Origin of the sequence: Devosia sp., assembly GCF_028290625.1 — a bacterium.
GTDB lineage: Bacteria > Pseudomonadota > Alphaproteobacteria > Rhizobiales > Devosiaceae > Devosia.
The window spans coordinates 127,022-142,096 of sequence record NZ_JAQGJM010000027.1 but is presented as its reverse complement, the minus strand read 5'-3'; the positions used below and the strand labels follow the sequence as shown (position 1 = coordinate 142,096).

The following is a 15,075-nucleotide window of genomic DNA, read 5'->3' as shown; positions in this document are numbered from 1 at the left end:
GCCGAGCGCGCTGTTAACCCGCTCTAAACCATCTTTGCGCGCGCCCCCGTGTCTGCTATCAGCGCCCTCATGACAACGCCGCTCAAAAATATTCGCAATTTCTCCATCGTCGCTCACATCGACCATGGCAAATCCACCCTGGCCGACCGCCTCATCCAGATGACCGGCGGGCTGGAGGTGCGCGAAATGAAAGAGCAGGTGCTCGATTCGATGGATATCGAGCGCGAGCGCGGCATCACCATCAAGGCGCAGACCGTGCGCCTCAAGTACCACGCGGCCGATGGCGAGGATTATATCCTCAACCTCATCGACACCCCCGGCCACGTCGACTTCGCCTACGAAGTCTCGCGCTCCCTCGCCGCTGTCGAGGGCAGCCTGCTCGTCGTCGACGCCTCCCAGGGCGTCGAGGCGCAGACCCTGGCCAACGTCTATCACGCCATGGACGCCAACCACGATATCGTCACCGTCCTCAACAAGATCGACCTGCCCGCCGCCGAGCCCGAGCGCGTCAAGCAGCAGATCGAGGACGTCATCGGCATCGACGCCAGTGACGCCGTGGAAATCTCCGCCAAATCGGGCCTTGGCATCGACAAGGTGCTCGAGGCCATCGTCACCCGCCTGCCGGCCCCCAAAGGCGATATCAACGCCCCCCTCAAGGCGCTGCTGGTCGATAGCTGGTACGATACCTATCTGGGCGTCGTCGTCCTCATCCGCGTCATCGATGGCACGGTGAAAAAGGGCCAAAAGATCCGCATGATGAATGCGAACGCGGCCTATGAGCTCGACCGCGTCGGCGTCTTCACCCCCAAGCTGATCGATATCGGCGAGCTTGGCCCCGGCGAAATCGGCTTCTTCACCGCCGCCATCAAGGAAGTCGCGGACACCAATGTCGGCGATACCATCACCGACGACAAGCGCCCCACCGCCGAGGCCTTCCCCGGCTTCCGCCCGGCCCAGCCCGTGGTGTTCTGCGGCCTGTTCCCGGTCGATGCCTCCGAGTTCGATGAGCTGCGCGCTGCCATGGGCAAGCTGCGCCTCAACGACGCCAGCTTCAGCTTCGAGATGGAAACCAGCGCCGCCCTCGGCTTCGGCTTCCGCTGCGGCTTTTTGGGCCTGCTGCACCTCGAAATCATCCAGGAGCGCCTCTCCCGCGAATTCGATCTCGACCTGATCGCGACCGCCCCCTCGGTGGTCTACGAAGTCGCGCTGCGCGATGGCGAAACCCTGATGCTGCACAATCCGGCCGATTTGCCGGATGTGATGCAGATCGAGGAAATCCGCGAGCCCTGGATCAAGGCCACCATCCTCACCCCCGACGAATATCTTGGGAGCATCCTAAAACTCTGCCAGGACCGCCGCGGCATCCAGCGCAATCTGTCCTATGTGGGCAATCGCGCCATGGTGGAATACGACCTGCCGCTCAATGAAGTGGTGTTCGATTTCTACGATCGCCTGAAGTCCATATCCAAGGGCTATGCCAGCTTCGACTATTCCCTGGCCGATCACCGCCCCGGGGATCTGGTCAAGCTGACCATCCTGGTCAATGCCGAGCCCGTCGACGCCCTCTCCATGCTGGTGCATCGCACGGTTGCCGAAACCCGCGGCCGCATCATGTGCGAAAAGCTCAAGGAGCTGATCCCCCCGCATCTGTTCGTGATCCCGATCCAGGCGGCCATCGGCGGCAAGATCATCGCCCGCGAAACCGTCCGCGCCATGCGCAAGGACGTGACCGCCAAGTGCTATGGCGGCGACGCCACCCGCAAGCGCAAGCTGCTCGACAAGCAAAAAAAGGGCAAAGCCAAGATGCGCCAATACGGCAACGTGAACATCCCGCAAGAGGCGTTCATCAAGGCGCTAAAGATGGGTGATGAGTAAGCGCCCCCACCCAACCTCCCCCTAAAGGGGGAGGGGCAGGCCAGCGCCCAGCCGCTCTTCTTTTCCTCCCCCTCCAGGGGGAGGCCAGGTGGGGGCCTTCGCTTAAGCTAATCCGCACCGGAGCACTCTCTCAGTGCGCACCTCTTCACCTCTCCCTTCGGGGGAGAGGTCGGCGCGCAGCGCCGGGTGAGGGGCCTTCCTTCAGACTCCCCCGCCAGCCCATCACCCCAACTTCGCATCCAGCGTAATGGCAATCGCCCCCAGGGCGTTGGACACCGGACACGCCGCCTTGGCCTTCTCGGCGATTTCGGCAAACTTGGCCGCATCGATGCCAGGCACCGTGCCCACAAGGGTCAGCGCGCTGCTGGTAATCCCGGTCCCCGGGATCAGTTCCACCGCCGCCGACACCTGCAAGTGGGTAGCAGTCGTGCCGTTTTCCGCCAGGAAATGGGCCAGCTGCATGGCAAAGCACCCCGCATGCGCCGCCGCAATCAACTCCTCGGGATTGGTGCCCGATTGGCCGGTTTCGTCAACAAAGCGCCCCTTGAACGTATAGGGCAGGGTTTTAAGAGCGCCGCTTTGGGTGTCCAGTGTGCCATTGCCATCGGTCAGTGAGCCAGTCCAGTTCGCCGTCGCGCTGCGCTTCATCGTACAAATCCCTTGGTTGGATAAAGAGGTGTCGGTGCGAGTGCCGCGCCCCGACATGGATGCAAAGGCCGAGGCGCACACTTCGTTCCAGCCCAGCACGCCCTTGCGCCCCGATGATGGACGAGACTGCGCATCGTTGCCAGTCCCGAAGTCATCCAACCGATCCATGCAGCCAATTGGTGGCAAGATCGTCGCCCGCGAAACAGTCCGTGCCATGCGCAAGGACGTGACAGCAAAGTGCTGTTGCGGCGACGCCGCGCAAGCTCAGGCTGCTCGACAAGCAGCAAAGAGGGCAAAGCGAAGATGCGCCAGTACGGGTATCTGAACATTTCCATGAGGCGTCTATCAATGCGCTGAAAGTGGGCGACGAATATGCGGTTCTCTGGCAGAGCCTACTTGGTCTCTTGCCGCCGCATATCCTTTAGCGCCCGCAACTTCCGCTCATCTCCGGGCAACTTGCGTTTACGCAGCAAGGCCTTTGTCTTCTCTAGATGTTGCAGCGCAATTTTCGTGGGCGAACTCACAATTGCTGGCAGCTTGTCCGCTATTTGTTCGAGCGTGAATGCTGTTTCTGGAACCGCCGAGCCCAATAATGGCAAGAGGATCGCGCTCATGGCTTTGGACCGCACTTTTCCGAGATCCATATGGGTTAGCTGGCGACTGTAACAGTCGTAGAATCGATCCCAATCGTCCTGATTCGGCAGGCGACTCGGCAGACTCTTCAATATCTCGTTGACCAGCGTTATCTTAGATTTCGGGGGGACTAAATTGACTACGCTCTGCCAGTCTAATTCTTCGGAGTGAGATGTGACCTCGCCAGACCACAAATTCAACGCATAGGTAACTAGAGCTCTTCGGAATTCCTTCGATGTAATATAACGCGGTTTAGTTCCGCTTCGTCGGCTTATTGCCAACAACAGAAGATTGTTGATCTCGGCAAAAGATTGCGACCATGCCTCCTCCGAGGTAGCGTTTGCCAACGCCTCAAATCGCCGGACGAACCAGTTAGTATGCCAGTTGTCTAGTTCCGAGACGTCCTGAAGGAATTCAGGGCTCAACGCTAAGATATCGTCGTCCTCGAACTCCTCCTTGTAGTGGCTATTCCAATCGCGATAACGGACCAAAAATTTCGCGGCGAGCTCAATACCAACCAGAGCCTTTATTTTGGGGTATTGGATAGCTCCCTCTTTTACGACCATTTGGTCAAACTTGCCCCGTTCAATTAGCTTCTGAAGAACTGAAACGGAAAAGGCTGATGGATGCTCGATGGTAGCATTGGTCCAAAGGCTGAAAGCCTTTCTATTTTCTATCCAAGAAGAAAACTCGTCCAACCGGGCCGGGATTTGCTTCAGAGATGCGGTGTATTTCAAAATCGATGGCGTAAGATCACCAAGCGTTGGATGGGTTTCAGAGACTTGAGATGCTATCTTTTTGGTCGCCAGAGCGGTTAGCAAAATGCTTGCCGCCGACACTGCTGGGTCGTCACTTCGGGCGGCCATTAGTACGACCGTGCCATCCGAAACATGTGGCAGTAGCAATTTTGCGTAGTCGGCTTCAGGTCCTCGGCCGATTAGGTCAGCCACAATCGCTAAGACGCCGGGATCGGCAATTTGCCCTTCCGTGCTTCCAGCGGCCATTGCATTGATTGCTGCGGTGAGCATCTGACTTCGCTGCTCTTCCGCATTCCAAATCTTCAAGGCCATATAGACACGATGAGGCGATTTGCGCCTGCCCTTCATGTACGTCGTCAGGCTCAATGCCAAGTCAGTGTCAGAATGGGGTATCTTCAAGTCCGAGAGATTTAGTTCGCCTTCCTCTGCCTTGAAGGCAATGCCCATCATCGTGTCGGGCGCGGAGGGCAATACTGTCTCAGTCAAAAAGGTAGATCGAATCTCGGGTTGTAGCACATTTGACAGTCTCCCGGCCCAAGTGCACCAGAGCTCGCCTTGCGAAATTTGGTCTTCTACCTCTAGGTTGACGCACTTCGTCATCCACGTAACGGCAGACCTCAGGAAGCGCTGCAACACAGGCCCTGACAACGATTCAGCCAACTCAACTAAGGCACTGAGGTCGACACCCGGCAACAAGGCGATGGCCTTGTTCTCAGCAGAAGCTCTTCCAAGTAGATTCCAGGCGCTAGACTTGAATGAGCCGCCAATTTGCAGGGCTCCCACATAGCCAGTGACGCGTACCAACCGCAGCGGTTCGGTGGCTGCCCAGTTGCTCGCGTTTGCCTCTACGCACCGCACGAATGTCTCTTCGAAACCAGGTGTGCTCTGATATCGCAATAAGAGGTCGATGGTAGGAGACGCTAGTCCGCGCAGAATTTCGGGCTGGAGCAGAACTTGGTATGCATGTTCGGGATGGACATTGAACGTCAGCGCTGCTGCATGGCGAAACCAGTCATCGCTAGCATCGACCGCGCCAGCCAAAACCGCCATTTTTCGAAGTGAGCCCAGCATATCTGAGGCGTCGTCTATCTCCTCACGATTGGCGCAGTAAAGCGCTATAGAAACTAGAGGAATTTTGCCCTGCCATTGCGCCCAGCTACTTGCCATGGAATTCACAAATGCGACGATATTCCTAGGTGTCGGAGGTTGTTTCCTGCGATTGCATCGGTCATCAAATATTCTATAAATTTGGTACACGGTGTTAGTTGGAACCGTGTCTCGAAATGCTTTCTGAATATTTGTCGCAAAATATCCGTGAATGTCCGTCACGACCGGAGTTGGTACCCTAAGTATCCTGTCGAACATCTTGTTCAGGAATTCAGAGGGCCTTCCGTCGGTGTCTTCCTTGACAACGTGGTCAATGTGACTGCGGTCGAATGGCATCACGAGTACGCTATTTTGATTTTTCTGTTGCCCGTTTGGGCGTCCAAATAGGAGTCGAATGTCCGCCCATACCTTAGGAATTTCGGTTCTGGGAAGCCGATCTATGTTGTCAAAGACGAAAACCACATCATGCTGACGATCTCTGAACTTCCCAACGACCTCATCGAAAAGCTGTTCAAACCTGTTTTCCGCCGGACTCTGGTCAACAGTGGTAACCACGTTTCGCTGCCGGTCACCGTCTCGCGAAAAGATGCTCAGAGAATCCGATAGGCCTTGCCTTAGCCACTGAACGAAGCCGTCCTTTTCGATTTGATCTGCGGTAGAAAAGAGGTTGTGAAAGAATTTTGATAGTATCAAAAAAATGCCGAATGCCACTACAGAAAGGCCAATGTGATACACATCAACACCAAATATATTTTGCCTTTTTTTCGAAAATGCATAAGCTGGTGAAAGCCAGGAGATTAGAAACGGCAAAAACGGCGTGAGCATGATAAAATATATGGCAGCTACGGAATAGGTCTTGCTGCCCTTGGTTTCAATTTGAGTGGTCTTAGTGTGTATCTCGGTAATTGTGCGATCTTTATAGGCCTCTGTATCTTCGAAAACATTTCGGAGATGCTCAAGCAGGTTCCTTAGCAAGGCGGTACGAAAGTCCTCGCTCTGGTAAGTCCACAAATCGAATGTGAATACGCTGCAACGTCGCTGAAATTTCTTTTCCTTCAATCGGTCAGAAGCAATCTTGATGACCGTAGATTTTCCCGAGCCCCAAATTCCCTCCAGGCCTATGGTTCCCCCTTTGCTGCGCATTTGCTGAATGGTGCGAACGAGTTCGTCGGCGGTACGAGAGTGTCCGCCACCGCCAAAAGCATCGGTCGACACTGGATCCTCGATAAGTAAATCTACGTTTGTCGAGATACCATGACCGCTTAACATTTGGGACGCCGCCGTAATGCTACAATTAGTGAATGCAGTCTTGTAGCCGGCAACCCTCGGCTGTCAAAGGACTTGACATTGTTGTACACCGGCTTGGGCGGCCGGCTGTTTGGCTGATCGTTTATCCGTTGAGGGGCACAAACTAATTCCCGCTCTTTTACCCTAACAGCCCCTCCTGACACCCCCCGTCACACCCACCCCTTACCCTCGGCTCCATTCCCCCACCCTGGAGCCCCCAATGAACCTCATCTCCATCCGTATCATCACCGCCGACCCAAAACCTCTCGTCGCCTTCTACGCCGCCGTCACCGGCATCGCGCCCACCTGGTTCACCGAGGATTTTGCCGAGCTCGCCACCCCGTCCGGCACGCTGGCCATTGCCAGCACGCGTACTTTGGCGCTGTTTGGCGACAACATTGCCCGCCCCGCCGCCAATGCGTCGGTGATCGTGGAATTCATCACCCCTGACGTCGATGCCGATTTCGTGCGGCTGGCGGCGCAAAATTTTGCCTTCGAACAGAGCCCCACCACCATGCCCTGGGGCAATCGGTCGGCGCTATTGCGCGACCCGGATGGCAATCTGGTCAATCTGTTCACCCCGGTCAGCGCGCAGGCGCGCCAAAAATTTGGCCTCGCCGCGTAAGCCAAACCACGGGCAACTAATCCCCGTGTGCTCGGCGCGCCATAAACTGCTCCGCCAATCTCTGTGCGGAGTTTTGCCTTGGCCACCATCAAACCCATCACCCCAGAAGCCGCCGCCCGGCACGAGGCGCTGTACCTGCGCCTCTCCACTTTGCTGCGCCAGACCGAGGCGGCCGCCAACAAGCGCGCCGATGCCCCGGTCGGCGACATCACGCGCCGCCTCGCCGAGGACCTGCTGTTCGAAGCGCGCCGCTTTGTCGGCGGGCCCAACGCCATTCCGGCGTCGGCGCCCGATCTCGTGGGTCTTGCCACCCAGCTCGGCCAGGCCCTGGCGGCGCTCGATGCCTATGAGGCGCGCCATTCGGTTTGGGACCCCGAGCTGGCGGCCTTTGTGTGGTCGGTGAATGGGCCAGTGGCCCTGCCGATCGCACGTTTGCGGCCAAAGGCCAATGCGCCGTCGCATCCTGATCTGGTCGAGATCGTCGCCATCCAGCGCCGACAGGTGCGCGCTCTTGCCGAGCGCTTTGAGCAATCGGCCAAGGATGGCGCCAATACTGCCGCACCGCCACGCTGGTAATTCGTCTTATCCCCGCCCCTCGGCGCGGGGTTAGGCTTGCGCCCATCTGCTCGCCCGGATGGGGACGCCACGAACGTTGCGAGACAGACTGCCGGGAGGAGGATGGAGTCGTCCACCCTCTGGGCCAGCGCGACGTTCGTGGTGCCCCCGGTGGGGGTTGCCACCACGTTCGAGCGGCCAGAAACCCCGACCTCCCGAGGCGCCTTGCGTCTCATTTACTAAAACCCTAGGGACGCAAAGCGCCTCGGGACCTGTCTATTCTGCCCGCAACCGGAGGCTTCGCGCCGTCCGGCGCTTCTGCACGTGCATTCGTCAGCGCCATCGATTAGCGTCGAAAGGAATTCTCCTCGGGATCCTTTCATGTCAGCCTTTTACGATTTCACGCTCCCCCTGCTCAATGGCACGCCGCAAGCTTTCTCCGCCTATCGGGGCAAGGTCGTCCTCGTCGTCAACGTCGCCAGCAAATGCGGCCTCACCCCGCAATATGCGGGCCTCGAAGCCCTCTGGAAGGCCCATAACGATCAGGGTCTCGTCATTCTCGGCTTCCCCTGCAACCAGTTCGCCGGCCAGGAACCCGGTACGGAAACCGAGATCGCCGAGTTCTGCGAGATCAATTATGGCGTGACGTTTCCGCTGTTCGGCAAGATCGACGTCAACGGGCCCGATACCAGCCCGCTCTATGCCTGGCTTAAGGCCGGACATCCCGGCGATGTCGATTGGAATTTCGCCAAATTCCTCATCGGCCGCGATGGCGCGGTGGTGGCGCGCTTTGCCTCCTCGGTCGTGCCCGGCGAGCTTGAAGCCCCGATCGTCAAGCTGCTATAGAGCACTATTCGCGGGGGACGCAGCATGGCCGACATTCTGGAATATTGCGCAGGTCTCAAGGTCGCCAGCTTCAAGGCCGGCAGCGTGGTCCTCACCGAAGGCGAACGCCTGGGCAAGATCTACATCCTCAAGGAGGGGCAGGTCGAGGTTATCCGCGAAAAGACCCAGGTGACCCACATCGACGAGCCGGGCTCGATCTTCGGGGAAATGAGCGTGCTGCTCGACATGCCCCACAGCGCCACCGTCAAGACGCTGTCGGCCAGCACCATGTACGAAATCCCCGATGCGCTGACCTTCCTCGACAAACGTCCGGAATTCTCCCTCCACATTGCCACCATGCTGGCGCGGCGGCTGTATTATACGACATCCTATCTGGTCGACCTGCAGCAGCAGGCCCAGGGCAAGCGGCAGGATCTCGACCTGGTCGATGAAATCCTCGCCAGCCTGGTCAATCCCGCCGAAATGGCTAAGTCGCGCAAGAAATGAGCAAGCCGGCGCTCAGCATCACCTATTGCACCCAGTGCAACTGGCTGCTGCGCTCCGCCTGGATGGCCCAGGAAGTGCTCTCCACCTTCAGCCTCGAAATGGGCTCGGTTACCCTCGTGCCCGGCACCGGTGGTATCTTCGAGATCAGCCTCGATGGCGAATTGATCTGGGAGCGCAAGCGCGACGGCGGCTTCCCGGATGTTAAAATCCTCAAGCAGATGGTGCGGGATCGCATCGATCCCGATCGGGATCTGGGGCATATCGACGGACACGCCAAAGCGCGCTAGGTTCCTTTGATTTAGGGCAGGAGGCCAGCGTCATGGCACACAAATTCAAGATCACCCACGCAGCGAACGACCAGTTCAAGTTCGCCTTTCTTTACAATTCCGAATCCCTGGTCTGGTCCGAGAACTATAAGGCCAAGGCCAGTGCCAAAAGCGCCATCGAGTCACTCAAGAAGAACGCCCCCGATGCCATTATCGTCGATTTGAGCAAGGGCGAGGAGGGCAAGGGCTACCGCTTCGAAATCGCCCCCTCCAAGGACGAGCAGTTCTTTGTGCGCTTCGTGGCTGCCAATGGCGAAACCATGGTCCGCTCGGAAACCTACAAGGCGCGCGCCAGCGCGCTCAACTGCATTGACTCGGTCAAGAAAAATGGCCCAGGGGCGCCGGTCGAAGACGAAGCCTGAAGACTTATCCCCCACTGCATCGCCTGCCGGCATTATACCCCGCGATCACCCATGACGGTGGGTGGTCCCGGGGCAATCCGGTGGGTGCGCGAGATTTTTGCGTGAATCTCATTCCCAAAGCCGGGTTGCCCTGTCTATTGTCTGGCCAAAGAATGCCCCAGGAGCCTGCCATCTCATGAAGTCGAAGTTCATCGCCGCCGCCGCCATCCTGCTTGGCACTGTTTCGGCCCAGGCGCAGGCGCTGCCCGATCTGGCTGGCCGCGCCATCGTCGCGGTGACGGAAAATGCCTATGTGCCACTGAATTTTGCCGATCCCAAGACCGGCCAGGGCGTGGGCCTGGAATATGACCTCGTCAACGAGATCGCCAAGCGCCTCAATGCCAAGGTGGATTGGCAACTCTCGAGCTGGGACGTGATGATCCAGGCAGTGCGCGATGGCCAGTTCGATATCGGCATGGATGGCATCACCATCAATGACGAGCGCAAGGCGCAGATCGACTTCTCCGACCCCTACCTGACCTCCGAACAGCTCATGCTGGTGCGGGCTGACGAGACGCGTTTCACCGACAATGTCAGCTTTGCCGCCAATGCCGATTTCCTAGTGGGCGCGCAGGCCGGCACCACCAATTTCTACACGGCCGTTTATTCGGTGCTCGATGGCGACGAGGCCAATCCGCGCATCAAGCTGTTCGACACCTTTGGGGCCTCGGTCTCGGCGCTGCAGTCGGGCGATGTCGATACGGTGCTGATGGATAAGACCTCGGCCAATGGCTATATCGGCGCCAATCCGGGTGCATTCAAAGTCGTCGGCGGCCCGCTCGGTAGCGAGGATTTCGGCTTCATCCTGACCAAGGGCTCGGATTTGATCGCGCCCATCAATGCAGCTTTGGCGTCCATCAAGGCCGATGGCACGATGGATGCGCTGCAGAAGAAGTGGTTCTACGACCATAACGCCGCCCAGTAGCTAGTCGGCACCCATCCCTCGGCCAACACCGGCGCGACTCCTCCCCTCGACGGGGGAGGATGGGTGGGGGTGTTCGGAGCCACAATGTCAGGATCGTGGCTAAACATCCCCCCACCCTAGATCCCTCCCCGCGAAGGGGGAGGGAGTCGACTGAGGGATTTGTGCCCAGGAATCAATGACGCAGCCCCCCAGCAAACCGTCCCGCTTCGCCAATATCCCGTGGTGGCTTCTGGCCATCGCGCTGCTGTTCGTGCTCGGCCTGTGGGCCATCACCGCCGATGCCGGCTATTCGCAGATTTTCCGGGCACTGGCGGGCGGCGTGGTGACCACGCTCTGGGTGGCTTTCTTCGCCTTCGTCGCCGCCATCGTGCTCGGCCTGCTGGTGGCGCTGGCGCGCACGTCAGCTAGCCGCGCGCTGCGCGAGATCGCGACCTTCTATGTCGAAATCATCCGCGGCATTCCGGTGCTGGTCTTCCTGTTCTACGTCGCCTTCGTGGGCGCACCATGGTTCGTCACCGGCGTCAATGTCTTGATGTCTCCTCTGGTCCAACTCGGTTGGCTCGAGGCCATGACCATCCGCGATTTCGACTTCGTGTGGCGGGCAATCCTGGCGCTAACCGTGTGCTATTCGGCCTTTATCGCCGAAATCTTTCGCGCCGGCATCGAGGCAGTCGACAGGGGCCAGGTGGAGGCGGCACGCGCCCTCGGCCTGTCGCGCTGGAACACGTTTCGCTTTGTGGTCGCGCCGCAGGCCCTGCGCACCATCCTGCCGCCGCTGGCCAACGACTTCGTCTCGATGATCAAGGACTCGGCGCTGGTCTCGGCGCTCGGCGTCCAGGACATTACCCAATTGGGCAAGGTCTATTCCTCTGGCACCTTCAAGTTCTTCGAAACCTATAATGTGGTGGCCTTCCTCTACCTCACCATGACCATTTCGCTGTCCCTCCTGGTGCGGTTGCTGGAGCGCCATTTGCGCGGCCGGCAGCGGTGATCCCTTGCGTCGCGCCCGCGATTGCCCATCTATCGTTCGCACCCATTCAAGGACCCTGCCGCTATGAACCTCATCGCCCGCATCGCCCTGCCTGCCGCCTTGCTCCTGACCCTCGCCGCCTGTGGCGATAACCGCCAGGTCGGCAATGTCGGCGTCGATTGGACCGGCAACGATATTTCGATCGATGCGGTGGCCGATCCGGAAGTCGACGGCGTGGTCTGCCATCTCGCTTACTTCAACCGCAGCTTCATTGATCGCCTGAGCCAGGGCAACTGGTTCGAGGACCCGTCCTATTCGGCGCTGGATTGCTCGGTGGTCGGCCCCATCACCATCGGGGACATTGCCACCAAGGCCGGCGGCGAGGAAATTTTCCGTGAGGGCCGTTCGCTGATCTGGAAGTCGCTACGCGTCACCCGCGTCTACGACGCCGCCAACAATGCGCTGATCTATCTGGCCCATGCCCGCGAAATCCAGCAGGGCTCGGGCAAGATGTCGCTCTCCGTCATTCCCCTTTCGACCGAGCAGGTAACCTGGACCAACGGCGCGCCGGCACGGACGCCCTAGCACCCGCCGCCTGGGCAGGCAGATGACCACCGCGCAGTATCCTGACCGATACTGTGGCAGTGCCTGCCCTTGGAACGGCATGGCGTCCAAACCGCCGAAAACACAAAAGATTTCGCTCCCGGGCGCTTCTGCCGCAGGCTATGGGTACGATATTCTAACAGCAACAAGCCGCGTCCGTTCGGACGAGATAAGGAAGCAACGAGCATGGCGATACTGATTGGCGACACCGCGCCCGATTTCGAGCTGGACTCCACCGAAGGCCCGATTCACTTCTACGATTATATCGAAGGCCACTGGGCGGTGCTGTTTTCGCATCCCAAGAATTTCACGCCGGTCTGCACGACCGAGCTGGGTTACACCGCCAAGCTGAAGCCCGAATTCGACAAGCGCGACGTTAAGGTGCTGGGCCTGTCGGTCGACAAGCTCGAAGACCACGCTGCCTGGGCCAGCGACATCGCCGAGACGCAGGGCACGGCGCTGAATTTCCCGCTGCTGGCCGATACCAAGGGCGAAGTCGCCCGCAAGTACGACATGATCCATCCCAATGCCGACAATACGCTGACCGTGCGGAGCGTGTTCGTCATCGGGCCGGACAAGAAGGTCAAGCTCAAGATCGAATATCCGGCTTCTACCGGCCGCAACTTCGATGAAGTGATCCGCGTCATCGATAGCCTGCAGCTGACCGCCAAGCACCAGGTCGCCACGCCGGTGAACTGGAAGAACGGCGAGGACGTCATCATCGCGGGTTCGGTCAACAATGAAGCCGCCAAGCTCAAGTACCCGGAGGGCTGGAAGGAACCCAAGCCCTATCTGCGGATTGTTCCCCAGCCACGCGGCTGATCGGCCGCGTTCGTTTTCTCCCTGACAACTGGGCGGCAGATCGATCTGCCGCCCTTTTCTGCTTTCACAGCCCCTTAAGGCGGCCGGGTTAAAACGCTGTCGGTTCCTCTGGAGCACTGCGATGCTTGACCGGCAAAAGTCTGACCTGTTGCTGCTGGCTTTCGTGTTCCTGGCGGCTTTGGCGTTCATTGCCATCCGCGCCTATTACAACGGCTTCGATCAGGTCTTCTTCGCCGACAATGACGATGCCATGCGCATGGTCGTGGTGCGCGATTTCCTGTCCGGACAAAACTGGTTCGACCACGCCCAATACCGCATGAACACGCCGTTCGGCGCCGACATGCATTGGTCGCGACTGGTCGATCTGCCTATCGCCATTGTCGAACTGCTTGCCCGCCCGCTGGTTGGGCCCGCACAGGCGGAAATCGTCGCCGGCTATGTGTGGCCGTCCATTCTGCTGGCGGTCTTCATCTGGCTCAGCGGCCGCCTGGCCCGCCTGATGGTGGGGGCGGAGGGTGTTCTGCCCGGCATGCTGCTCTCGGCATTCTCCATCATCACCTTCAGCGAATTTAACTTTGGCCGGGTTGATCATCACTCGGTCCAGATCATCCTCACCCAGATCGCCGCAATCGCCACCATCACGGCTTTGCGCCGACCAGGCGCAGCTATCGGCGCAGGGCTCGCCGTGGCCACCTCGCTGGCCATCGGCATCGAGACCTTGCCTGTGGTCGTTGCGGCGATTGTCATCTATGGCCTCATCTATGTGGCCTCGCCCGGCCACGCACGCGCCGTGCGCAATTTTGGCCTGTCATTCGGCCTTGGCACGTTGGTGCATATGGGCATCGCCCTACCGCCCAGCCTTTGGTTCGTGCCGGCTTGCGACGCTATTTCTCTCGTCTATGTCACCGCCGCCCTGGCGGTGGGAGCGGGTCTGTCCGGCTTGACTCTGCTGCCGCTCGGCAACCGGCCCTGGCCTTGGCGGCTCGCCGCCGCCGCCATAGTTGGCGCTGCCGCCCTGACGCTGGTCCTCGTGCTGTTCCCCCATTGCCTGGCCGGCCCCTATGCGTCGGTCGATCCATGGCTGGTCGAGCATTGGCTGTCGGGCGTCGGTGAGGCGAAGCCGTTGCGGGAGGTGCTGAGCGAACAGCCCAGCTACGTTATGGGGGCGGCTATTCCGGCCACGTTGGCCCTTTTGGTCTATGCGTATGCGGCCTGGCGCACGCGCGGTGTCGAGCGCGGCGGCTGGCTGGTCATGCTGGCATTTCTTGTGTTCATCGCGGCGGTGGCGTTGCTGCAGGTGCGCGGCGTCCGCCTCTCGGTAGCCGTCCTGTCGCCGGCCTGTGGTTATCTGGTGGTCGCCGCGCGGACACGATATTTGCGCAAGGCCACGCCCCTGTCAGTTCTGGGATTGATTGGGAGCTGGCTCGGCTTCGTCGGCCTGCTTTGGGCGGTACTGGTGCAGCAGATCGTCGTTCACCTGCCGGCCCACATTCCCGCGCGAGCGATGTCTTCGGCCGAAGTCGACCGCGGACCCTGCCTCGCGCCCGGCGCCTTCGTCGACCTCAAGGGCATGCCGCCGGAGCGCATCATGACCCCGATCGACCTGGGCGCCTACGTGTTGCTGTATACCGATCACGCGGTCGTCGCTGCGCCCTACCATCGCAACAACCAGGGCCTGCTCGATACCTTCCACTTCTTCAACGGCCCCATCGGTGAGGCCCGCGCCATCCTGGACGCGCGCGGCATCAGCCTCGTGGTTACCTGCGATGCCCTGCCCGAGATGACCGGCCTTCCCGACGCCGCCCCGGATGCTTTCGTGCATCTGGCCCGCGCCAATGCGCTGCCGGCTTGGCTCACCGAGGTCAAGCACGATGGCCCACTCAGGATCTACGCGGTCCTGCCGCAATAAACTCATCCAACGCCAGTTCGGCCCTGAGCGTGCGCGTCAACCGCGCCGCAATCAACCGATGCGCCTCCACGATATAGGCCTGCACGTCGTCCTCGCCCAACGGTGCATCCGGCCCGATCGCCACCCACGATGCCCGCGCGAAATACGGCGCCGGCCGCACGCCCGGCAGTTCGGTGAGCATATCGAACGCCAGATCCGACATACCTCGCCCGGATCATTGTCCAGCAGCGCAAAAATCTTGCCGCCAACCTTGGCGACGCTGTCGTCGCGCCACTGATGCACCAGCGTCGCCGCCGGCA

The 15,075-nt window shown here is 59.7% G+C and carries 16 protein-coding genes and 1 pseudogene; 14 read left to right on the top strand and 3 right to left on the bottom strand.

Features of this window, described 5'->3' with window-relative positions; genetic code table 11:
• Positions 1 to 69 precede the first annotated feature (69 nt).
• Positions 70 to 1,875, top strand: a complete 1,806-nt coding sequence (gene lepA / locus JWR51_RS14975; RefSeq protein WP_299748996.1) for a translation elongation factor 4 — start codon at positions 70 to 72, stop codon at positions 1,873 to 1,875.
• Between the two features lie 222 nt (positions 1,876 to 2,097).
• On the opposite strand, the gene JWR51_RS14970 is transcribed toward lepA, so the two are convergent.
• A complete protein-coding gene (locus JWR51_RS14970) occupies positions 2,098 to 2,523 on the bottom strand; it encodes an OsmC family peroxiredoxin (RefSeq protein ID WP_299748993.1) in 426 nt (141 codons plus the stop codon).
• 55 nt (positions 2,524 to 2,578) lie between these two features.
• Here JWR51_RS14970 and JWR51_RS24045 point away from each other — a divergent pair, with 55 nt between their 5' ends.
• Positions 2,579 to 2,848, top strand: coding sequence for a hypothetical protein (locus tag JWR51_RS24045; protein WP_366525601.1), 270 nt, complete (start codon positions 2,579 to 2,581; stop codon positions 2,846 to 2,848).
• Positions 2,849 to 2,915: 67 nt separating this feature from the next.
• Here the strand turns inward: JWR51_RS24045 and JWR51_RS14960 are convergent, their stop codons facing one another.
• A complete protein-coding gene (locus tag JWR51_RS14960; RefSeq protein ID WP_299748990.1) occupies positions 2,916 to 6,236 on the bottom strand; it encodes a P-loop NTPase fold protein in 3,321 nt (1,106 codons plus the stop codon).
• A 292-nt stretch (positions 6,237 to 6,528) separates the two neighbouring features.
• Here JWR51_RS14960 and JWR51_RS14955 point away from each other — a divergent pair, with 292 nt between their 5' ends.
• The 12 genes and pseudogenes from JWR51_RS14955 to JWR51_RS14900 all read left to right on the top strand — a co-directional run bounded on the left by JWR51_RS14955 (position 6,529) and on the right by JWR51_RS14900 (position 14,776).
• Positions 6,529 to 6,933, top strand: coding sequence for a VOC family protein (locus JWR51_RS14955; RefSeq protein WP_299748987.1), 405 nt, complete (start codon positions 6,529 to 6,531; stop codon positions 6,931 to 6,933).
• Between the two features lie 78 nt (positions 6,934 to 7,011).
• Positions 7,012 to 7,509, top strand: coding sequence for a hypothetical protein (locus JWR51_RS14950; protein ID WP_299748984.1), 498 nt, complete (start codon positions 7,012 to 7,014; stop codon positions 7,507 to 7,509).
• Positions 7,510 to 7,869: 360 nt separating this feature from the next.
• Positions 7,870 to 8,334 (top strand): glutathione peroxidase, encoded by a 465-nt coding sequence (locus JWR51_RS14945; RefSeq protein WP_299748981.1) that lies wholly within the window; start codon positions 7,870 to 7,872, stop codon positions 8,332 to 8,334.
• 24 nt (positions 8,335 to 8,358) lie between these two features.
• Positions 8,359 to 8,820, top strand: a complete 462-nt coding sequence (locus tag JWR51_RS14940; RefSeq protein WP_299748978.1) for a cyclic nucleotide-binding domain-containing protein — start codon at positions 8,359 to 8,361, stop codon at positions 8,818 to 8,820.
• The gene (locus tag JWR51_RS14935; protein WP_299748975.1) at positions 8,817 to 9,107 is read left to right on the top strand and encodes a SelT/SelW/SelH family protein; all 291 of its coding nucleotides are present in this window, start codon (positions 8,817 to 8,819) and stop codon (positions 9,105 to 9,107) included. Before JWR51_RS14940 ends, JWR51_RS14935 begins: the two co-directional genes overlap by 4 nt.
• A 32-nt stretch (positions 9,108 to 9,139) precedes the next feature.
• A pseudogene (locus JWR51_RS14930) lies at positions 9,140 to 9,322 on the top strand (DUF1508 domain-containing protein); the annotation flags it as partial.
• Positions 9,308 to 9,508: a DUF1508 domain-containing protein gene (locus JWR51_RS14925; protein ID WP_299749374.1), complete on the top strand. Its 201-nt coding sequence runs from the start codon at positions 9,308 to 9,310 to the stop codon at positions 9,506 to 9,508. The pseudogene JWR51_RS14930 and the gene JWR51_RS14925, both read left to right, overlap by 15 nt.
• A 175-nt stretch (positions 9,509 to 9,683) precedes the next feature.
• Positions 9,684 to 10,472: a transporter substrate-binding domain-containing protein gene (locus JWR51_RS14920; RefSeq protein ID WP_299748972.1), complete on the top strand. Its 789-nt coding sequence runs from the start codon at positions 9,684 to 9,686 to the stop codon at positions 10,470 to 10,472.
• Between the two features lie 175 nt (positions 10,473 to 10,647).
• Positions 10,648 to 11,463 carry an amino acid ABC transporter permease gene (locus tag JWR51_RS14915; RefSeq protein WP_299748969.1) on the top strand — a complete coding sequence of 272 codons (816 nt, stop codon included), beginning with the start codon at positions 10,648 to 10,650 and terminating at the stop codon, positions 11,461 to 11,463.
• A 63-nt stretch (positions 11,464 to 11,526) separates the two neighbouring features.
• Positions 11,527 to 12,027 carry a CreA family protein gene (locus JWR51_RS14910; protein ID WP_299748967.1) on the top strand — a complete coding sequence of 167 codons (501 nt, stop codon included), beginning with the start codon at positions 11,527 to 11,529 and terminating at the stop codon, positions 12,025 to 12,027.
• Between the two features lie 204 nt (positions 12,028 to 12,231).
• On the top strand, positions 12,232 to 12,867 hold the full coding sequence (locus JWR51_RS14905; RefSeq protein ID WP_299723141.1) for a peroxiredoxin: 636 nt from the start codon (positions 12,232 to 12,234) through the stop codon (positions 12,865 to 12,867).
• A gap of 121 nt (positions 12,868 to 12,988) precedes the next feature.
• Positions 12,989 to 14,776 carry a hypothetical protein gene (locus JWR51_RS14900; protein ID WP_299748964.1) on the top strand — a complete coding sequence of 596 codons (1,788 nt, stop codon included), beginning with the start codon at positions 12,989 to 12,991 and terminating at the stop codon, positions 14,774 to 14,776.
• Here the strand turns inward: JWR51_RS14900 and JWR51_RS14895 are convergent.
• A complete protein-coding gene (locus JWR51_RS14895; protein WP_299748961.1) occupies positions 14,748 to 14,978 on the bottom strand; it encodes a hypothetical protein in 231 nt (76 codons plus the stop codon). The two genes, JWR51_RS14900 and JWR51_RS14895, sit on opposite strands and share 29 nt — an antisense overlap.
• Positions 14,979 to 15,075 lie beyond the last annotated feature (97 nt).